Consider the following 22,725-nt stretch of genomic DNA (forward strand, 5'->3'; position numbering starts at 1 on the left):
CCGCGTCGCACGAGAGCCGCGTTATATTGTTTCCAGTTGCGGAGGCGATAAGTGCGTTTGGTGTTTTTTTTCTTCACAAATCAAGAATACCAGCACTATCGTCTCCCTGCTTTATGCAACAAAGCCACGATGAAGTATGAACGATGAACGATGAACGGTTAAAAATCACCGTGATTTTTTCACCTTTTTTACTGAGGCGACGAATATAGAAGTCAATTCTTCTGCCTCTTTTAATAAATTATTCAAGCGAATTTCTTTAACTATCTCGGCTTCGACTAAAAGTTCCATCCAGTAGACTGTCTCTTCCAATTCCTGAAGTCCACCTTCAATTTTACTGATGAATTCTGCTGCTGAACGAGCACGCCTTGCTTCATGATAGTGTGCGCCAACCGATGTCCCGCTTCGCAAAATTTGCTTTCCCAACACTTGTGCCTCAGTAGTTTTAGGAAGAGATGAATATAATCGAACAATGCGAAGCGCAAAGGATTTTGTACGTTTACGCAAATCACGTTTTTCCAAATCCAGATGATGTTCTTTCAGTTCATCGTTCATCGTTCATACTTCATCGTTTTCCTAATACCTCGCAAGTTCGATAATGCTCGCGGCGATGTCGTCCACCTGCGGCAGGATTTCATCTTCGAGTTCAGGGCAATAAGCCACAAACGTATCAGTCGCGGCGACCCGGCGCACCGGCGCGTCAAGATAATCAAATAGTTCATCGGCGATGCGCGCGGCAATCTCCGCGCCGTATCCCCAACTCTTCATGTCTTCATGAACCACGATTGCCTTGCTGGTCTTTTTCACCGACTCGGCAATCGCATTCCAGTCGTAAGGACTGAGCGAGCGCAGGTCTATGACTTCGACGTTGATGCCTTGTTCTTCTTCGACTTTTTTCGCTGCGACCATCGAGCGAAAGACCGTCGCTCCGTAAGTGATAATCGTCACGTCCGTGCCTTCGCGCGCGACTTGGGCTTTGCCGAACGGAATCATAAATTCCTTGCCCGGATATGCGCCTTTGTTATGCGTCTGACGATAGAGATGCTTATGTTCTAAAAACATCACCGGGTCATCGGCGCGAAGCGCGGTTCTCAGTAGCCCGATTGCATCGGTCGCGTTCGAGGGCATCACCACGCGAATACCGGGCGTGTGGGTGAATAACACTTCGCCCGATTGGCTGTGATAAATCGCGCCACCGGTCAAGTATCCGCCGATTGCCACGCGCACCACCGCAGGGCATTTAAAGGTGCCATTCGAGCGCCAGCGCATGGTTGCCATTTCATCGCGCAGTTGCATCATGGCGGGCCAGATGTAATCGAAAAATTGAATTTCGGCAACCGGCTTCAAGCCGCGCGTCGCCATGCCGATGGCGCGACCGACGATGTTGGCTTCGGCAAGCGGCGAATTGAAAACCCGCGCGCCACCGAAGCGGCGTTGCAAATTTGCCGTGGCTTTGAAGACGCCACCTTTGCCTTTGACCTGTTCCAGGTATTGTTCGCGGCTGCAATCGGCAACGTCTTCGCCAAACACCACGATGCGAGGGTCGCGTTCCATCTCGTCGTGCAGACAGGCATTGATTAAATCAATCATGGTGGTCGGCGTGCCCTGGTTGGCGTTCTGGTCTTCGGTATCGAAAGCCTTCGAGGTCGGGTCAACGGTTTCCGAATAGACATGCAGATAGATGGAATCAATCGTCGGCTTTGCGGCAGCAACCGCTTCATCGGCTGCGGCATTCACTTCATCATCAACTGCGGCGACGATGCGCGCAATGTCTTCTTCGGTAGCGAAGCCCTCGGCAACGAGTCGCGCCGGGAAAGTTTTGATGGGGTCGCGTTCGGCTTCCGCCTGACGTTCGCTTTCGGGTCTGTATAAAACCTCATCATCAGAGAGCGAATGCGAATAGGGACGCACGACGCTGGCGTGAACCAGTGCAGGTCCTTTGCCTTCGCGACAGTAAGCGACGGCGCGTTGCAAGGTTGTGTAACTTGCTACGGGGTCGCAACCGTCAACCTCTTCGATGTAGAGGTTGGGAAAACTGCTCACCAGTTTGGCGATGTTGCCGCCTGCGGTTTGCACTTCAACGGGAACCGAAATCGCATAGCCGTTGTCTTCGATTAAATAGAGCATCGGCAATTTCAGATTGCAGGCAGTGTTCAGGGATTCAAAAAATTCGCCTTCGCTGGTCGTCCCGTCGCCCGATGAAACATAGGTGACGGCGTCGGCTTGGAAACTGGTGACCAGTTCAGGCTGGTTCAGCAGTTTGGCGCGGTGGTTGGCTTCGGCGCAGCCCACGGCTTGCAGAAATTGCGTGCCGGTACACGACGATTGCGAAACGATATTGAGTTTGGCGCTTGCCCAGTGATTGGGCATCTGACGTCCGCCCGAAGCGATGTCTGCGGCAGCGCCGGTCGCCTGCATGAACATATCGCGCGGCGTCACGCCAAGCGTTAAACACAGGGCGCGGTCGCGATAGTACGGATAGAACCAGTCGTAGCCGGGTTTGAGCGCCAGCCCTGCGGCAACCAGTACGGCTTCGTGTCCCGCGCCCGACAGTTGAAAGAAGATGCGGTTTTGACGTTTGAGTTGAATCTCTTTGTCATCAATGCGCCGCGCCGTGAGCATAATGCGATAAATCTTGAGCATGGTCTCGCGGTCGAGTTGTTTGGTGGTTTCCAATTGTGGTTGAAATGCCATGTCATCACTCCGTTTTTATGAATCGTTGCGACTTAAATAGAGTTCGCCCTGATAATCGCGAACCCCGATTTGCACACGGTCAAGAAATCCATGTCGCCCCAGTACATCGCGTTTGAAATCGTCATCTTTGGCGAAATAGATCATTCCATCAAAATCAAAACCAAATACCGATAAGGTCAGGTAGTGTCCATAAACTGCAAAAGAACTGTTGACGGTATATATCTGTTGCTGATACCCGCTTTCAATATCAAGATTCAAGGCTTCTCCGTGATAGCGTTGAAAGATACAGTAGGTTGAACCCGTATCAAGTTTGGCGTCCACCTCTGCAATATGCGAACCCAGTTGTAAACTGACAGGTACAGTAATGCCGACTTCACCTGAATTATAAAGCCGCACCACCTCAAACGTCAGGGCAATCGCCATCGTTACCATCCTCCAAATGGCAATTCGTCGGGTGACTCGACATAGACCATCAACGGATGTTTTGCTCCTAATCGTTTTGCCTCTTCCAATACGTGACGACCTTCTTTGCCATGCGCGATTAACTTGTCGCCTTCCAGCGCCAGATGCTCGCCGGGGTATTCATGACGATGGGCTTTCAACCATTGGTATTCGCGCTGTCGGTAGCGCACTTCGTCGGGGATGTCGAGCCATTTGGTTCCTTGTTTGGCATCCACTTTGGTTAAAAACGGATATTTTCCGCTGCTTATCTGCATAGCGGCTTCCAGGACTTCGCGGGCGTTTTCGCCGTGCGCGAGCAAGCGGTCACCATCAAGCGCCACCCATTGACCTTGGTATTCGTCAAAGTGTTCTTTTATCCAATTGTGCGGATTCTTTCGGCGTTGAGATATGGCAGGGGAGTTGGTAGCTGTAGCTTTCTCAGGTGTATCGGCGGCAACTTTTTTCAACAACCTTTCTGCCAAAATCTGCTGTTCTTGCGCGGTGAGCGCATTGGCTTCTTCAGTCAATCTATCCAATAAATCCCTCGACATAACACACCTCATTCATTATCGAAAAAAAACTTCGAGCGCTTCGCCGCTTGCTTTCATTTTCATACAGCAAACATTATGGTCAGCGATTTTATTTCGCGCCCGCTGTTGCAACCGGCGTGTATTCGACAATATGACCGGCAATCGCCGAAGCGGCGACCGTCAAGGGCGAAGCCAGGTACATCTGCCCTGGACCGCTGCGACCGGGAAAGTTGCGATTCTGGGCGCTGATAACCACCTGCTCTTTCGCGCGACTGACGCCCGGTCCCGCATTGATACAAGCGCCGCAACTCGGTTCGATCACCGTCGCGCCGACGGCTGCAAAAATTTCCAGATAGCCGCGCGCTTTGCAATGTTCGCGCACCTCCTGTGAACCGAATTGAATGAAGCACTCGGTTTCGGGATGCACGCGCTTGCCTTGCGCGAGGGCTTCTTTGAAGACACGCGCGTACATATCCATGTCTTCGATTTTTCCGGCGGTGCACGACCCGCCGTAAGCTATATCAACTTTGACCTCTTCCTTGAGTTCATCAACGAACCGGCCATTGCCGGGGTCGCCCGGTGTCGCAATCATCGGACGCAAGGCGCTCGCGTCAATATCAATCGTTAAAGCGTATTCGGCATCGGCGTCGCTTTGCATGCCTTCGCACCTACGCTCTGCCTCCGCTCGCGGGATTCCTCTTGCCACTAAAAATTCAACGGTCTTGGCATCGGGTGCGACCAGTCCCGTGAACGCGCCGACTTCGGCTGCCATGTTGGTCATCGTAGCGCGTTCATCGATATTCAAATCTTCAACCGCTTCACCGCAGTATTCGATGATTTTGCCAATCGCCTCGCCGTTGCGCACGAAACTGGTTTTGAGAATCGCCAGCATGAAATCTTTGGCGGTGACGTTGTCGGGTTTTTTGCCGCTTACGCGAATGCGCACCTGTTCGGGCACGCGCACGCGCACATCTTTGGTAATCCACGAATTGAAAATGTCTGTGGTGCCGACACCAAACGCTACGCATCCGACCGCGCCCGCGTGCGGCGTATGCGAATCACTGCCGATGATAATCTGTCCCGGCAAGGCGTAGTTTTGCAAAATCAGACTGTGGCAAATGGCTTCCGACCCTTTGCGGTCTTTGAGTTCGCCATGAAGCCTGATGCCCTGTTTTTCGGCAAACTCGTTCTGCTTTTTCGCCAGCATAAAAGCCAAATCCAGCAAGCCCATCGCGCGGCGTTCAGGCGGCATCACGTCATCGAGAAAGGTCAGGTGATCGCGGAAAAAGTAAATCGAAGACGGGTCGTTCACCGGTTCTTCGCCAACCAGTTGTTCATAAAAAATCGCCGCCATCGGGGTGACGTATTCATGGCTGAAGCGAATGTCGGTACGGACGAACCCCGCGTCGCCGGGTTTGACGGCGGCAACCCCGATTTGATTTTTCGAGAGGTCGGTGACGAAATGGCGCGCAAAGATTTTTTCGGCAAGCGTCATCGGACGGCTTGCAGTGGTGATTTGCGGCACTGTGGCTTTGCCTTGCAGCCTGGCGATGTTGAATGGGAAGAGACCGCCGTATTCGATGATTTGGCGGGTGATTTCATCTTCGCCTACGGTGAAGGCTTCAAGCGGAATTTCTTCGCCCGCCGCGACCCGTTCCAGCAGTGAGAAATCGGTTGAGGTGAGCAAGCCTAAATTCTGGCAGTTCTGTTTGTAGATGCGCTCGATATTTTCGGCAACCACCAGGCGAATGCCTGCGGCAATTTCGGCGTATGGTGACTGTTCGCGGCTTGAGCCTTTGCCGCGCCGTTTGCCGGACACCGCGACCACAAAGCCGCCGTTTTTTACATCGTTGCGTTTGATGGGAAATTCATCGCCGCATTTGAGTCCCAGATAGACGAATTCGCCAAGCTGTTCGTCGAAGTGATAACAGATATAAGCGGGGGTGATTTCATCCGTAGAAATATCATTGCGCAAGGGATATGAATTTTTTACTTCGAGATTTTCGCCTTCGAGTTGGCGGCGCATCAAACTGGCGTCTTCGGTTAAAAAAAGAATTCTGCCGGTAAATTGCACCTGAGCAGGGCGCTTTTCAACCTGGCGAGCAAGTAAACTTTCAATCATGTCGGAACACCTCAGATAGACTAAAATAGAGCAGCGGTAGATGAAACGAAACCGCTTATTAATTAAGTAACATCTTACCTTGCAAAAAACATTTTTACAAAATCGGCAATCGGTTGTCGGGTGATTGAAAAATCGGGTGAGTGGGATTAAAGTTGCGGCACCTTTGCGCGCAGGGAAGTAAACCATGATTGGACGGGTGATCTCCCACTATCGCATTACCTCACAATTGGGTGTGGGCAGTATGGGCGAGGTCTACCTTGCCGAAGACACACGTTTGCTGCGCAAAGTCGCGCTCAAAATTTTTCGCGCCGAATTTATTCATGATGAATTTCGCCTGCATCAATTCCAGCAGGAAGCCCGCACCGCTTCTGCGCTTTCGCATCCCAACATCCTGACGATTTATGACATCGGGCAAGAACAGGAAAATCTCTTTATTGCCGCCGAGTTGATCGAAGGGCAAACGCTCAGAACCGTGATGGATGCGGGACAGTTATCCCTGACCCGGACGCTTGATGTAGCGCGACAGATCGGTCGGGCGCTGTCAGCGGCACACGCCGCCGGCATCGTTCATCGTGACCTCAAACCCGATAATGTCATGCTGCGTAGTGACGGGTTGGTTAAAATTCTCGATTTCGGGTTGGCAGGACTTTTTGAAATGCAGGCGGCAACCGCTGATGCCCGGTTCACCAATTCACCTGAAGGCGAAACGGAAATCCGAATGCTTGCGGGAACCGCTAATTATATGTCGCCCGAACAGGCGCAAGGGAAACCCCTTGATGCGCGAAGCGATATTTTCAGTTTCGGGGTTGTGCTTTATGAAATGCTTTCGGGTCGGAAACCTTTCGAGGGCGCAAATTTTGCCGGTGTCCTCAAAGCGGTTTTGCAACAAGACCCGCCGCCACTTTCAAGTTTGCAAAAGACGATTCCGCTGCAACTCGAAGCGATTATTCGCCGAGCCTTGGAGAAAAAAGCCGATGACCGTTATCCGGCAATCGCCCGGATGATTGATGACTTGCAACAGGTTCAAGCTGACCTGCTGCAAGACAACCATGCTCACGGTTTTCAACTCCCGGCAGCAACCAACGAAAGCGATGCGCAGGTCGCCGCTAAAAAATTAACTAACCTGCAAAATTTTTCGCGGCGCTATCGAAAAATTTTTTTAGCTTCGGGAGTGATCACGGCGTTGCTCTTTCTGTGCCTGATGTTGCTGGCGCGTCCGCAAAGTTATTCAAGGTTCACGCAAGCTGCGCTGTTGTTGATTTCGCTTGGCTGTTTTGCGATTTATTTTATCGCCCGTGAAAAAGCGCGAACTCGATTTACCGCTTTGCCAAAAGGCGCAGCCTTTCGCGGACTGTTGCCATTTCAGGAAGCCGACAGTCAGCGATTTTACGGACGCGAAATCGAAACTCTGGCGCTGTTTGAGATGGTCGCGCACCGGGATTTTCGCTTCGGCGTGTTGTTTGGCGAATCGGGTTGCGGCAAAACTTCTTTGCTGCAAGCCGGAGTCGTACGCAAACTCTGGGACACCGGCTATGTGCCGATTTATTCGCGCGCTTATAAAGAGCCACTTGCGGCAATTCTCGATGAATGTAAAAAACGCAGTCGTCTGGCAATTGGCGACAGTGAAACGCCCACCGATTATGTCCAGCGGGTTGCCCGTGAAATGAATGGTTGTTTGATTTTAATCTGCGATCAGTTTGAAGAGTTTTTCGTCAATTTCAAAACTCCCGAAGAACGTGAACCGTTTATTCGCTTCATCAGCGAATGTCATAACCGCAAGCGGTTGCCGGTCAAAGTTCTGATTTCGATGCGTTCGGATTTTCTCTACTTCATCAATGCGGAATTTGCCCGGTTTATTGCTGAGCCGCTACTGAGCGCCAAACTCTATCACCTGCGAACCTTCAATGAAGAGCAGGCGGCAACGGTTATCGAACGCAGCGCGGCAATCGCCAATCTGCCTTTTGAAAAAAGCCTGATCAAACAGGTGGCGCACGATTTAACTGATGCCGGCGCGGTGTTGCCGTCGGAGTTGCAAATCGTCGGCGAGCAATTGCAAACCAAACGGATTTTTTCGCTCGGCGCTTACCGGCAGGTGGGCGGCAAAGAGACCCTGGTTTACAGCTTTCTCGAAGATGTGATTCAAGCCTCGGGTGATAAAGAAGCCGCGCAATTATTGCTCAGGTGTTTAATCTCTGATGAGAATACCCGGCTGACGCTCACGCTTGATGAAATTAGCCATCGCCTGCAACGCAGCAAAGAGACCGTGAGGCAGTTGTTAAATCTATTTGCCGAGTCCCGATTGATTCGTGAATTGCAAGACGATGTTCCCTGGCGTTATGAACTGATGCATGAGTATCTGATTGAAAAGATCAATCAGGTGACCGGCAAAGTTATGGACGCCACACAGCGCGCCAATCGCCTGCTTCGACAATACCTGGCAAGCTACACGGTCGATAAAAGCACCCGCATTCCGCTGCGCAATCTGCTTTTCATTCGCCGCTACGCCGAACAAACCACCGGCGGACGGATGAATGAATTGCTCAGCAAAAGTCTCTGGCGCGGGGTGATGCAATTAAGCCTGGTTGTCTTGATAATGGCTACCACAGCCGTTTTCGTGGCAGCGATGTTTTCCATCAGTGAAGACTGGCAGAGCCGACGCCTCGCCGACGGGCACACGGCGGCGGTGCGACAAGCGACATTTTCGCCGGATGGCAGGTGGCTGGTATCGTGCAGCGAAGACCAGCAGGTCATCGTCTGGGATTTTGCCAAACGTCAGCGGCTTGCTGCTTTTGCAGACCATCAAAGCTTCATCACGGCGGTGGCTTTTTCAAGTGATGGAAAATGGATTGCCACCGCAAGCCTTGATAACCGCGTTGTGGTGCGGGATACCAAAAGCTTGAACCGGGCGTTCGTGTTAAGCGGGCACACGGGAGGCGTCCATAGTCTGGCGTTTTCATCCGATGGCAGATATTTAGTTTCTGCTGGCAATGAAATCATCTCCTGGAAAGTGGGTGATTTTGAAAAGGTCGGTGAAATCGCCGCCGGTTTGAGTGGAACCCCGGCATTCTTACCCCATAGCAGCAGATTCAATCTGACAACTGAGAATGGCAAACTGATTTTTGTGGATGCCTCAACCGGCAAAACTACAACCCGGCAAATCGCCGGATTGCGCCAGGGAGTGGCTGCCATTTCTCCTGATGGCAAGCTGAGAATCATCATTGATGGAGAGGGGCAGGTGCAGTTTGCCGATATAGAGCAGGGGAAGGCGTTCAACACCTTTGTCGCCCACAAAGACAACGGACGTTCGGTGGCATTTTCCCCGGATAGCAAACTCGCTGCCAGCGCTTCCGAGAATGTGGTTTTATGGGATGCTCTCAGACAAACGAAAATCGCCACCCTCGAATATGATTCGCTGGTGTGGAGTGTGACATTTTCCCCCGATGGACGCTTTCTGGTGTCAACTCATGGCGATGGCGCCATCGTGGTTTGGGATGTCGCTGAACGCCAACGCATCGCCAATCTCAATGAACACAGCGCCACGATTTACAGTGTCGCTTATTCACCGGATGGCGAACGCATCGCGTCTACAGGTGAAGACAGCTCAATCATTATCTGGAACGCCGAGACCGGGCAAAAAGATGCCGTATTGATGGGCTATCAAAGCAAAATCAACGGCGTCGCTTTTTTACCGGATAACCAACAGGTGATCTCCTGTGGTTTTCAAGAACCGTGTTTTTTATGGGATATCAAGCAAGGCGCGGTCACGCGCACTTTTGCTTCGCCAGTCCCCATGAGCGGCAGCAACGGTTTTGCGGTCTCTGCCGACGGACGCTGGTTGGCAAGTTCGCATGGAGTGTTCGATATTCAAGATGGGCAATTGCGATGCGCCTTCGATGAAAAGTTCAACCACGATACCGACAATCAGTGGTTGGCTCAACCGTCGCAACTCTACGGCTTGGATTTTTCCAAAGATGGTCGCTTGCTGGCATGTAGCGGGGTAATCAATGGCAATTTGGGATTGCTCGACACCGCCAATTGGCAAGTGATTGAGCATATTCAAGCGCCTGAAACGCCCTTCATCAGTCTGAGTTTTTCGCCGGATGGAAAATTTCTGGCAAGCGGCGATGATTTCGGCAAAGTCGAATTATGGAGCGTCACCCCGCTCAAACGCCTGGCGGTATTGGGTCGCCACGCGGCGCGCGTCAAATCCGTAGATTTTTCCCCTGACGGAAAAGAGATTGTTTCGGCAAGCGATGATAAAACCATCGCGCTCTGGAATGTCGGCAGCCGTAGCCTTGAGAGGCGCATTGGTGCGCCTGCGGCTCCGATTCGAGCCGTCGCCTTTTCTCCCGATGGCAAACATATCGTCTCCGGTGGACACGATAAATCGGTTCGCGTTTATACGCGCCACAGAAAACTTTGGGGATATACGTTAGAGTGACGAGGTGCTAAAAAACGAATCATGAATAAAGTGGGCTTGATTAAAAATCTGGCAGATAATTTTGCCCGGTTGCTTGAAACCGAGCACCGACTTGGTGATTTGCAAATCCAGGAACTGCTCGAATCCATCAAACTGATTCAGGGAGACACCGCAGACCGCCGCTTTCAACAAATCATCAATCAATTGAGAGCCTTGCAAAATCGCTTGAAGGCGCTCGCCGAAATCGGTCGCGACGATTATTTGAAAAAGCTGATGCAGGCAAGCGACGACCTGTCGCTGGGACTTGCTGACCGCCGCATCGCAAAAATTTTAGAGACCCTGTTTGAGCCGCGCGCCGTCTCCTTGAACGCCTTTTGCGCGCAGTTGCTCGATGCGTTAATCGATGCGACGCAGGCAGAGCGCGGCTTCCTGCTTTTTTATGTCCCCGAATCCACCGAAGCCGACATTATTGCAGCGCGCAATTACTCGACCATGAATCTTTCGGTCGGCGAATATCATTTCAGCCGCACGCTGCTCAGAGAAATCTTTCAATGTCAGTCTTCACTGTTGATTGATGATGCTTCGCAAGACCGCCATTATTCGGCGGAAGCCAGCATCATCCGATTCGGCATTAAATCGGTGGTGGCGGCTCCGTTAAAGCATCTGACGAGAACCGTGGGGGCGATTTATCTGGAAAACAATTCGCGCCCCTGCGCCTTTGACGAGCAGGATTTGCAGGTTTTGGAAAGCGTGACGCGATTGGCGCTCTTTTACCTGGAACAGTGCCGATTGTTGCCGGAAGCCTTTCACCGAAAGAGCAGCGTATTTTTAGACGCCAGTAAAGCGTCGCGGGAAATCATCGGCGCAGACCCGGCGATGCTCACTTTGCTGGAAATCATCGAACGCATTGCCGACTCGCGGGCATCGGTGTTGATTGAAGGCGAATCGGGAACCGGCAAGGAACTGGTGGCGCGCGCCCTGCACTATCAGAGCAATCGCCGGGAAAAAGCCTTCATTGCCATCAACTGCGCGGCAATTCCCGATGAGTTGCTGGAATCGGAACTCTTCGGTCATGAAAAGGGCGCGTTTACCGGCGCTACAGAGCGTCACATCGGGCACATTGAACAGTCCGATGGGGGGACGCTGTTTCTTGATGAAGTGAGTGAACTGGCTTATCCGTTGCAGGCGAAATTGCTGCGGTTTTTGCAATCTCAGGAATTTCGCAGGTTGGGCGGCAAAGAGATATTGAATGTGGACACTCGCATCATTGCTGCAACCAGCAAGGATTTGAAGGCGATGATGGCAGAAAGAAAATTTCAGGAAGCGTTGTATTATCGCCTCAATGTGGTGCCCGTCAAATTGCCCGCCCTGCGCGAAAGACGCGGTGATATTCCTATGTTGGCGGATTATTTTTTCGACAAATTTGCAACCATCTACGCAAGAGAAATCTCCGCCTCACGCGAAGTTTATGAAATGCTCGCCGCTTATGATTGGCCCGGCAATGTGCGCGAATTGGAAAACCTCATTCATCGTCTGGTGTTGCTCAGTAAAGAACCGGCTATCTATCCGGGCGATTTGCCGAAAGAAATTCTCGACGTCAAACCGCAACGCATCAACCTTGAAGGCGACCCGCTGTATCAATGCCTGCATACACTGCCCGCCACTCTTGAAGAGTTGCGGCGCAGACGTAAAGAGGTGCAACGATTATTTGCCGAGCAGAAACACCAGTTGATTGACCAAGCGATTGCCGAGGCAAACGGCAACCTGACCGAAGCGGCAAACCGACTGGGCGTTAATCGGGTCACCCTACACAAAATTCTCCGTAATGCTCAAAATGACTCGCCAGTGAAAAAGTGATTCCAATGTAACCTGACAGGCTACAACCAGACCGGATGATTCAGACCGGTTTGCCAAGGAAAAAACTGAACAACCTTTTTTTATTCAAACCTTGCCTGCAAAACCGCTTTTCAACAAGTGTAGCCTGATGGGTTACAGATGACGATTCGTCATGCCTCCAATGATTTTTCTCTAACCCGCTTCAATTGAGCAACTAAATCGGCAACCCATCACAAACCCGTCTGGTGGCACAATGGTTGTACGGATTCAAACGTGCACCTACGGAAAGCGACTTTCTGAAGGATGCGCACGACACACCATTACCTCTGAAAGAGAGTAGAGACTTCGATTCTGTTTTATCAATTTACCAATTTGCATAAAGGAGAAATTTCAATGAATAAATTTTGCCCCCGACTCCTGGTTAAAGGGTTTTTCATTGTTTTCGCCTGGATAAGTTTGACCACGGGTTTACAGGCGCAATCGCCCAATGCCGCGCAGATTTTCAAGGCAAAAGGACAATCGGCATTTGCCGTGTTGCAGAACATCGAAATCAATGGAACGACCTATCCACGGGTCAATCTCACGGTCACACATGATAGCAATAGCGGGACGACGCGATTGCTACTCCAAGTGTTTGACGGCAATCTGGCAGGCAATGCGACCCGACATAATCTCAGCGGCGCGATTGCAAACAGCGATTTTGTCTTGGCTGCGGATTTGTCATCTGCCACCCTAAACACCATCATCAGCACCTCCGGCAACAACTTTAATAATCTGGAAGTCGGAGCCGTCAGTAATCTGGCAATCAACCTGGCTTGGAATGCCGATGCCATTGGCACGGTTGTTGATACCTTTGTCTTTAATGTAAACCCGGTTGGTTCTAATCAAGGGTTCCGCGAAACTTTCCACCAGAATGGACCTCACGCAGAATGCACGGTTACAGGCGCGGTGGATGATGGCAATGACGGGATGAATGTCAATACGATCAATTCATTTGGGTCGCTCGATTCCAACCGCGCGATTGATATATCGCAAATCAGATAGAGCTAAAAACGCTGATTGATTTGAGAAAAATTACAGAGGAGGAGGCTATGAGCGTTCAACTGGGATTGTGCCTTAGAATCGGCGATGCGTCGCCGGCATCGGGCAATTCGCCAGGCATTGCTTCCGCCCTGCCAGGCTTTAATTTATGCAATTTCTCAAACGGTTCACTGCTGCAAACTTCGCAGATTAACGGCAACGTGAACTGCGCTCAGGGAGTGAATAAATTTTGCGCCAACCCTGCAAAGGTCAGCCGCATATCCAACTGTGGGCTTTGCCCCAAGCCCTGACGCGCCTGCCGAATCGTTGCGCTGATTGCCGCGCTGAATCGGGCGATGAATTAAGCGAATTATTTCCAAGGAGGGTTTGCTGTTGGACAATAGGTTACAAAGCAACGGATTCAACCGATACGGCTTGGTGGCATTTCATTTTGTCCTGACGCGCTCCAATTTGGACGGTTTGCTCGATACCTCGTTCGCTACAGGCGGCAGGTGACTACTCTCTTCAGGGTAGGCGTTGCCCAGGTCATTGGTTGTGGCTGTGCAAATCTATCTGCAACAGCGGCACTGGTCGGAAACCTTCTATGCGACTTGCAGTCTTCTTGGAGAACATAACTATGCTGAAAGCCCTCATCAACACCTCTTCGACGCTACATAAAATATTCGTTCTAACTAATCGGTGGCGATTTGCAGCAATTTTGGTTCTGATGCTGGGAGTGATTGCGCCATTTTCACACCCGGCAGAATCGGAAACCTATACGAACCCTGAACCGCAAAAGAACAAAGCCGACCCGCAGACTGCCGGCTGGAGCCAACAGACCAGCAATACCACCAACAATCTGTTTTCAGTCCATTTCACCAGTGCCAGTCAAGGCTGGGCGGTGGGTTTTGCCAACACCATTGTTCACACCACAGACGGCGGCACAAACTGGACAAGCGTGTCATCTCCGGGCGGCGTCCCGGTGTCGAGCTATCTCGGCGTGCGCTTTATTGATTCAAATACCGGATGGGTTGGCGGCGGCTCGGTTGTGATGCACACATCCGACGCCGGAGCAAACTGGCAGGCATTGGTTGATGTGACGGCTACCAACTTTCGCAACAATCTCTTTGCGACTTCGGCGACACAAGCCTGGTCGCCGGTCAATCGCAGCGGCGGCAGGTTTTTCGGGCGTTATACATTCAATGGAACCTCTGTGGTTGAAGAGATTTTCGATGATCTAAGCGGCTCATCACAATTCTTTGATATGTATTTTACAGACCCGGATAATGGCTGGGCGGTCGGCTTTCCCGGATTCATCCGGCGGATTACTAATGCGAGCACCGGCACTGTAACCTTCACGGCGCAGACCAGCGGTACGACCAATACACTCAACGGCATCTTTATGCTCGATGCCAACACCGGCTGGACAGTCGGTAACGGCGGCGTCATTTTGAAGACCACCAACGGCGGCACGAACTGGAACGCGCAGACCAGCGGCACGACCACCAATTTACGCAGCGTGCATTTTGCGGATGCCAATAACGGCTGGGCAGTTGGCGCTTCCGGTCTCATATTGATGAGCACAGATGGCGGCGCGAGTTGGACGCCGGAAGCGAGCGGTGTTACCACCGAATTGCGTCGCGTCTTTTTCGTTGATGCCAACACCGGGTATGCCGCCGGGGCAACCGGCACGATTTTGAAACGAACCGTTGGACCGACGACTTTGGTAGTGACCAACACCAATGACAGCGGCGCGGGTTCGCTCAGACAAGCGATGCTCGACGCCAACGCGGATGTCAATACCGCAGACACCATTATTTTTAATATTCCCAACACCGACCCGAATTTTAGCGACGGAGTTTTCACCATCGCGCCGACTTCGGCGTTGCCGGTTTTGCGAAACAACACGACGATTGACGCGACGACGCAGACCGCCTTTACCGGCGACACCAATCTGTTTGGACCCGAAGTTGTGCTAAATGGCGGCGCGTCGTCCAGCGGGAATGGCATTCAAATCAGCGGCGATGGCAATATAGTGAAAGGATTAGTCATCAATGGCTGGACAAACGGATCGGGCGTCGCCATCGTTTATGGCACAGATAACACACCCTCAGACAATCAAATCCTCGACAATTATATTGGCACCAATGCTTCTGCAACCGCCGCTGTCGCTAATGCCGGCGGAGTCTCGGTTCATGGATTCGGGTCGCCTTCGGTGCAGGCGACCAACAATACGATTCAAAATAATGTCATCTCCGGCAACACCTCATCCGGCATTTCGCTTTGCGATGCAGCGACCACCCAAATTCTCAATAACAAAATCGGAACTGATAAGGCGGGCGTCTGCAATCTCGGCAACGGCATGCAGGGCATCAATCTGAGTTGCGCGGGCGCGCCCAATAATCTGTTCGACAGCAATACCATTGCCTTTAACGCATCGGATGGCATTCGCCTGGAGCCTGATTACAGATTTCTGGCAACCGGCATGACGGGCAATAAATTCACCAGCAATTCAATGTTTGCCAACGGTGGATTGGGCATCAATCTGTTGCCGCCGCCATTTGGCACGATTGATGGCGTGACGCCAAACGATGCTTGTGACGCGGACACCGGCGGCAACCTCTTGCAGAATTTCCCGGTATTGAACGCCGCCAATTCCAACACCACCAGCACCAGAATCACCGGCTCGCTCAACAGCGCAGCGAATACCACATTCACCATCGAATTTTTCTCGAACACCGTCTGCGATGCTTCAGGCAACGGCGAAGGCAAAACCTATCTGGGGTCAACGACGGTTTCCACAGATGGCAGTTGCAACGCAACCATTGACATTACTTTTCCTGTAGTGGTTAGCGTCGGCTCTTTCATCACAGCCACGGCGACTGACCCGGCAAACAACACCTCAGAATTTTCCGCTTGTGTGCTGGTCACTTCGCGCCCCTTGGTTTTAGTAACCGTCACGCCGGCGAATCCGACGATTGCGGTTGGGCAAAATCGTCACTTTATAGCCACCGGCACGTTTGACGATGGTTCGTTGAGAGTGCTCAATGCGCAAAATTTGACGAGCGGCAACCAAAACCCGATGGGGGTTGCTGTGGACGCGACCAATATTTACTGGCTTGAACAATCGAGCGGCGAGTTGAAGAAGATGCCGAAAATGGGCGGCGCAATGACGACCTTGGCAAGCGGGTTAAGCAATCCGCGTCTGCTGGTCGTGAATGGCGATTTTCTCTATTTTACGGAAGACACCAGCCCTTATCGCATCGGCAAAATTGCAATTTCCGGCGGCTCCATCACTACGCTTATCAATGTGCCGCCTGATTTACAGGATAGTCTTGGCGCGAAGGGGTTGGCGGTTGATGGCACTTATGTTTATTGGACGGAAGGTTGTTGCGGCAGCGGCAAAGTGAGAAAAATACCGGTTGGCGGCGGTGCTGCCACTTTGCTCGCGCAAGGCGTGCAGGGCGGCAACCCCAAAGGACTGGCATTGGATGAAAGCTTTGTCTATTTCGTCGACTGGGGGTGTTGTTGCAGCGGCGGCATTCATCGCGTATCCAAGGCGGGTGGCGCAGTCACTGCATTGGGAACCGGACTGCTTTGCGGTCCGACCAATCTGGCGGTTGACGAGGATTTTGTTTACTGGGCGGAAGCCGGCAACGTCCCGGGTAATTCATCGGTCAATAAAATTGCCAAAAGCGGCGGCGCAACCATCGCGCTGGCTGGCGGCGTTGAAAGTCCGGTGCAGGTAGCCATTGACGCGGCGTATGTTTATGTCACGGCGAGCGGGTCAAGTTTGGTGAAGAAAGTGCCGAAAGCGGGTGGAACAGCAATCAATCTGGCGACCAATTTGAACGCCCCCTGGGGAATAGCCGAAGATGCCGCATTCATTTATTGCACTGAACGAACCGCCGCGCCCAACGGCACGGTTAAAAAAATTGATAAGCTTGGCGCAATCTGGACAAGCGGCACTCCGGCAGTCGCAAGCATCAATGCCAACGGTGTCGCCCAGGCGCTCGCCAACGGCGCGACGACCATCACTGCGACCTCCGGCAGTATCAGCGGCAATACCACACTAACCGTAAAAACTCTGACCGCCATCAATGTGACTCCCACAACTGCTTGCCTTGGAGCTGGCAATACGCAGGCGTTTACGGCTACAGGAACCTTTAGCGACAGTTCCATGCAAACACTTGCGGGTGACAGTTGGCAGTCTTTAGCCGCTTTACCTTCGCCGCGTCGTTTGCTCTCGGCTGCGGAATTTAATGGGCAGATTTATATTTTTGGCGGAGAATTTAATGGCGCCCGTGCTGAAACGCGCGCCTATAATCCTTCAACCAATACCTGGACAGATAAAGCCAATATGCCGAATGCGACTTTCGTTGCGGCAGCAGCAGCGCCGGGCAACGGCAAGCTGTATGTGTTCGGAGGCTTCACCACTATCAACCTGGTGCAGGAATACGACCCGGTAAATAACACCTGGGCAATGAAATCACCGATGCCCACCGGTCGTTACGCTCTTGCGGCAGTTGCCCTGAATGGCAAGGTATATGCTATCGGTGGTCAGGATGGGAGCAATGCAACCAATGTTGTACAGGAGTATGACCCCGCGACCGATACCTGGACGACGAAAGCGCCAATGCCTACGGCTCGACGCACTCTGGCAGCGGCAGCGGTGAACGGTAAAATCTATGCCATTGGTGGCGCACCCGATTGTTGTGGTGGCAGTCAAGTCAACGTCGTCGAAGAATACGATCCGATAATGAACAGTTGGACGACGAAAGCACCGTTGCCCACCGCATTGCAGGTCTCAGCAGGCGTGGCTGTAAACGGTAAAATCTACGTCTGTGGCGGGTTCACCTGTTGCTTTACCGCCTTCAACACGGTTTATGAGTATGACCCGACGAGCAACAACTGGACGACAAAAGCCCCCATGCCAAGCGCGCGCTGGCAAACGCAAGCCGTCGTAGCTGATGGCAAAATCTATGTCGTGGGTGGCGGGGACGCTGCCAGCAATGCCCTCTCAGCGAACGAAGCCTACACACCTCTCGAAGTTCTTTGGTCAAGCAGCAACACAACGGCGGCAACCATCAGTCAAACAGGCGTGGCAACCGGCATGGCGCGCGGCGATACTACGATTACGGCTACGTCAACCTCTGTTGCAGTGAGTGGCAACACCATGCTCCATGTCGCGGCAGTCGGCAACCTCAATGACAGCGGCACAGGCTCGCTCAGGCAAGCCATCCTCGATGCCAATAGTAATGCGGGAACCGACACCATTGATTTTTGCATTCCCGGCGCGGCTCCCTACACCATCAATCTGCTGGCGGCGCTGCCGACGATTACTGACCCGGTAATCATTGATGGCAAAACCCAATCCGGTTTTGTGAGTTCGCCAATTATCGAATTGAACGGCGCGAGCGCCGGTGCAGGCGCAAACGGATTACACATCACCGCCGGCAACAGCACGATGCAGGGGTTGGTCATCAATCGCTTCAGTCTTCATGGCATACTCCTTGAAACCAATGGCAGCAATGTCATTCAATGTAATTACATCGGCACAGATGTGAATGGCAGCGCCGATTTGGGCAATGCCGATAGCGGCGTGTTTATCAACAACGCGCCCAACAACACCATTGGCGGCATCACGAACGCCGCCCGCAATGTGATTGCGGGTAATGATTTCCGCAACCTCTACATCAACGGCGCAGCGGCAATCAATAACCTCGTGCAAGGTAACTATATTGGCACGAATGCCGCGGGCGCGGGCGCGCTTGGCGGAAATTATGGGGTTTGGATTAGTGCTGCGTCTATGAATACGGTTGGCGGCGCAGTAGCCGGAGCGCGCAATCTCATTTCAGGCAATATCGTCGGTGTCGAACTGACAAGCGGCGCAACCAATAATCAGGTTCAGGGCAACTACATCGGTACAGATGTCACAGGCGCAAGCGCCATTGCCAATACTTTACGGGGCGTTCATATACAAGGCGGCTCATCCAACAACCTCATTGGCGGAACGGTGGCAGGCGCGGGCAACCTCATTTCGGGCAACACCACACAAGGAATTTTGATTGAAGCCAGCGGCACGAGCGGAAATCTGGTGCAGGGCAATTTCATCGGCACACAGGCAGACGGCAGCAGCGCGCTTGGCAACGGTTCGCCCGGCGTATGGATTCACGATTCGGCAAGCAACAATACAATAGGTGGAACTGCCGCCGGTGCGGGCAATGTCATCGCCTTTAACGGTTGGGACGGCGTCTTTGTCGGTTCCGGCACCGGCAACAGCGTTCGCGGTAATTCAATTCATTCCAATACTCAATTAGGAATTGACCTCGGCGCAGATGGCGTGACGGCGAACGACGTGGACGACAGCGATACCGGCGCAAACAATTTGCAAAATTTTCCGGTCATCACTTCGGCAATCAGTGGCGGCAGCAACACCGTAATTCAAGCAGCGCTCGCGAGCACCCCAAACACTATTTTCACAGTTGATTTTTATCACAACGCGACGGCTGATTCATCGGGCTATGGCGAAGGTCAAATCTATCTCGGCTCGCGCACCGTGATTACCGATGACACCGGCAATACGACATTCAGCGCGACGTTTACGCCCGCTGTGGCTATCGGCAGATTGATTACCGCAACCGCAACGGAAAACAATAACACTTCGGAATTTTCGCTTGCGGTCGCCGTCGCCGATTCGAGCGCCTGCGCCACCTTGGAACTGTTGCCGACCAGCGATTCATTTTTTAATGCCGGAGGTAACGGCGCTTTCGATGTCATTAAAGCGACGGGCTGCGCGTGGACGGCGGTGAGCAACGCCGGTTGGATTACCAATGTCAGCCCGGCAAGCGGCACCGGCAACACCACCATCACTTACGTAGTTCAAGCCAATCCGAGCGGCGCGCGTTCGGGAACCATTACCGTAGGCGGGCAGACCTTTACGGTTTACCAATCGGACAATCCCACGCTGGCGAGTCTGGCGAATGTCACGATCAACGCCTATGACAAAGGCGCATTGATTGAATGGCAAACCGCGAGCGAAGCCGATAATCTGGGATTCAATATCTATCGCGAAGCAGCAGGCAAACGCGCCTTGGTTAATACACAACTCATCGCCGGTTCGGCGCTCACTGCCTATCAGGTGTTGAACGCCGGTGACGCTTATGCCTGGTGGGACGCTTCGATTGCGGATTGCGGATCGCGGATTGCGGATTGTCAGAATGCCGCGTATTGGCTGGAAGACGTAGACCTGGCAGGGCGCAAAACATTGCACGGTCCCTTCTATGCCAAATGGGTTGGCGGCATGCCGCCTGCGCGTTCACAGGCGGCATTGTTGAGCCAGTTCACACCGTTATCGTCCGAGGCGTCGAAAACCTCTGAAGTGACGGCGACAGTTTCGCGCAGGACTTTACCGCCTTCACCCAATCCGCTGGCTGCACAAACGGCGGTTAAACTTTCTATTAACCGTGAAGGCTGGTATCGCGTAACGCAGGCGGAACTCATTGCCGCAGGACTCTCAAAGGACGCCAACCCCGCGCGCTTGCAGATGTTCGTGGATGGGGTGGAGATTCCTATCCAGGTTTCAACCAATAAAGACGGGCTTTTTGATAAACATTCGTTCATTGAATTTTATGGTATCGGGTTAGACACGCCTTCGACAGCTTCACGCACTTACTGGCTGGTGGAAGGAAAACAGGCGGGTAAGCGCATCACACTGTCAAGAGGTGAAGGCGTGTCTACGTTTTTAGATTCCTTCACCTGCACGGTTGAGCGGCGCGAGCGGTTGCTCTATTTTTCGGCGTTACTCAATGGTGAACGCGAAAACTTTTTCGGCGCGGTTGTCACCACCGAAGGCGTCGATCAGCCGCTTAACCTCAACCACGTTGCGCCATCAAAAGGGCAAACGATTCTTGAAGTCAACCTGCAAGGCGTCACCCTGCAAGCGCATCGCGTACTGGTGCAACTGAACGGCAATAACCTCGGCTATGTGGATTTCAACGGACAACAATCGGGCGCTACGAACTTTACCTTGCCGCATGCCTTGCTACGCGAAGGCGCAAATACCGTTCGGTTGCTGGCGCAACAAAACAGCAGCGACGTCAGTCTGGTTGAGGCGCTGCGCCTGACCTATCAACACACCTTCACCGCAGATAATGATGCGCTGACGTTAATCGCCAAAGGCGAGCAGCCCATCACCATCGACGGTTTTTCAACGAAAGCTATTCGGGTGTTCGATGTGACCAATCCCGATTTGATTGTGGAGTTGCTTGGCAATATCGAAGCCCAAAAAGATGGCAGCTATCTGGTGACCGCTGTTCCCCTGGAAAAAGGCGAACGAAGATTACTGGCGCTTGCTGATTCGCGAATTCAACACCCTGCATTGATACGCGCCAACCAACCGTCGAAATGGCGTGATAGCGCGCAAACGGCGGATTTGGTCGTTCTCACCACGCGCGAATTCTTTAATGCCATCGAACCTTTGCGCCTGGCGCGCGAAAAAGCCGGTTACAAGGTCGCGGTTATAGATGTCGAAGACCTCTATGACGAATTCAATTTCGGGCATAAATCGTTGCGCGCCGTGAAAGACTTTTTCGCCTTCGCCAAAACCAATTGGAAAATTGCGCCGCGCTTTGTCCTTTTGGTTGGCGATGCTTCTTACGATGCCAGGAATTATCTGGGCTTCGGTGATTTCGATTTCGTGCCCACGGGACTGGTGGATACGCGATTTATGGAAACCGCCAGCGATGAATGGCTGGTCGATTTGAATGACGATGGCATTGGCGAAATTGCCATCGGGCGATTGCCGGTTCGCAATGCTGAAGAGGTCGCTGCGGTCATTGCCAAACTGCTGGTCGCGCCGCAGACCGGCTTAACTCAATCGGCGTTGCTCGTCAGTGACCGCAATGATGGGTTTGCTTTTGAACAGGCGAGCGCCGGTTTGCGTCCGCTTCTTCCAGCCGGAATTCGCATAGATGAACTTCGCCGCAGTCAATTTGATGACCTGACGGCAAAGAACAAACTTCTCGAAGCGCTCAATCGCGGGCAGAAACTGGTCAATTACATCGGGCACGGTTCGGCAAATCTCTGGCGCGGCAACTTGCTTTCGGCAACCCAGGCGCGCGCGCTCACGAATCAAAAATTACCGGTATTCGTCATCATGAATTGTTTGAATGGTTATTTCCTCCACCCGACAACCGATTCCCTGGGTGAAGCGTTAATGAAAGCCGAGCGTGGCGGCGCGCTTGCGGTATGGACATCAAGCGGCATGACGCACCCGTCGCCCCAGGCTTCGGTAAATCAAGACCTCTATCGGTTATGGTTTGCCAATCAAACGTTGACGCTTGGCGAAGTCATTCAAAAAGCCAAAAGCCTGACAACCGATAGCGATATTCGCCGCACCTGGATTTTGCTTGGCGACCCGATGACCAGATGGAAGTAGTCAGCCAAGCCGCCTTTGTGGAGTGATGGTTTTCGTATGGGCAAGTCGGTAGAGGTGCTTGTCAACTTACGAGTCCGTCGCTCCACATACCTTTACGCAAGAAATACAAACAAACGGGTCGCGGATGATGGCTAGGTTTGAGCGATGGTTGGCTTCGTGTTGGAGCAGGCATGCGCGACGCCGGAATTTGGCGTGCTGCGACAGTAGCGTCATACTCTGCGATGCA

General features: G+C 52.6%; 10 protein-coding genes. 5 read left to right on the plus strand and 5 right to left on the minus strand.

Annotated features, from left to right (window positions below; all coding sequences use genetic code 11):
- Positions 1 to 165: 165 nt before the first annotated feature.
- The 5 genes from AB1757_16705 to AB1757_16725 all read right to left on the minus strand — a co-directional run bounded on the left by AB1757_16705 (position 166) and on the right by AB1757_16725 (position 5,784).
- Positions 166 to 552: a four helix bundle protein gene (locus tag AB1757_16705; protein MEW6128682.1), complete on the minus strand. Its 387-nt coding sequence runs from the start codon at positions 550 to 552 to the stop codon at positions 166 to 168.
- Positions 553 to 573: 21 nt separating this feature from the next.
- Entirely contained in the window at positions 574 to 2,691 is a 2,118-nt protein-coding gene (locus tag AB1757_16710) for a dehydrogenase E1 component subunit alpha/beta (GenBank protein MEW6128683.1), read from the minus strand.
- Between the two features lie 15 nt (positions 2,692 to 2,706).
- On the minus strand, positions 2,707 to 3,114 hold the full coding sequence (locus tag AB1757_16715; protein ID MEW6128684.1) for a hypothetical protein: 408 nt from the start codon (positions 3,112 to 3,114) through the stop codon (positions 2,707 to 2,709).
- A gap of 2 nt (positions 3,115 to 3,116) precedes the next feature.
- Entirely contained in the window at positions 3,117 to 3,683 is a 567-nt protein-coding gene (locus AB1757_16720; protein ID MEW6128685.1) for a DUF5678 domain-containing protein, read from the minus strand.
- Positions 3,684 to 3,771: 88 nt separating this feature from the next.
- On the minus strand, positions 3,772 to 5,784 hold the full coding sequence (locus AB1757_16725; GenBank protein ID MEW6128686.1) for an aconitase family protein: 2,013 nt from the start codon (positions 5,782 to 5,784) through the stop codon (positions 3,772 to 3,774).
- Positions 5,785 to 5,968: 184 nt separating this feature from the next.
- On the opposite strand from AB1757_16725, the gene AB1757_16730 reads away from it, so the two are divergent.
- From AB1757_16730 to AB1757_16750, 5 genes are all read left to right on the plus strand, one after another.
- A complete protein-coding gene (locus AB1757_16730; protein MEW6128687.1) occupies positions 5,969 to 10,225 on the plus strand; it encodes a protein kinase in 4,257 nt (1,418 codons plus the stop codon).
- 21 nt (positions 10,226 to 10,246) lie between these two features.
- On the plus strand, positions 10,247 to 12,061 hold the full coding sequence (locus tag AB1757_16735; protein ID MEW6128688.1) for a sigma-54-dependent Fis family transcriptional regulator: 1,815 nt from the start codon (positions 10,247 to 10,249) through the stop codon (positions 12,059 to 12,061).
- 372 nt (positions 12,062 to 12,433) lie between these two features.
- Positions 12,434 to 13,084, plus strand: a complete 651-nt coding sequence (locus AB1757_16740) for a hypothetical protein (protein ID MEW6128689.1) — start codon at positions 12,434 to 12,436, stop codon at positions 13,082 to 13,084.
- A 47-nt stretch (positions 13,085 to 13,131) separates the two neighbouring features.
- Positions 13,132 to 13,371, plus strand: coding sequence for a hypothetical protein (locus tag AB1757_16745; protein ID MEW6128690.1), 240 nt, complete (start codon positions 13,132 to 13,134; stop codon positions 13,369 to 13,371).
- Between the two features lie 326 nt (positions 13,372 to 13,697).
- Positions 13,698 to 22,499: a C25 family cysteine peptidase gene (locus AB1757_16750; GenBank protein ID MEW6128691.1), complete on the plus strand. Its 8,802-nt coding sequence runs from the start codon at positions 13,698 to 13,700 to the stop codon at positions 22,497 to 22,499.
- The last annotated feature ends 226 nt before the right edge of the window (positions 22,500 to 22,725 follow it).

It is taken from the genome of Acidobacteriota bacterium (genome assembly GCA_040754075.1).
Taxonomy (GTDB): domain Bacteria; phylum Acidobacteriota; class Blastocatellia; order UBA7656; family UBA7656; genus JBFMDH01.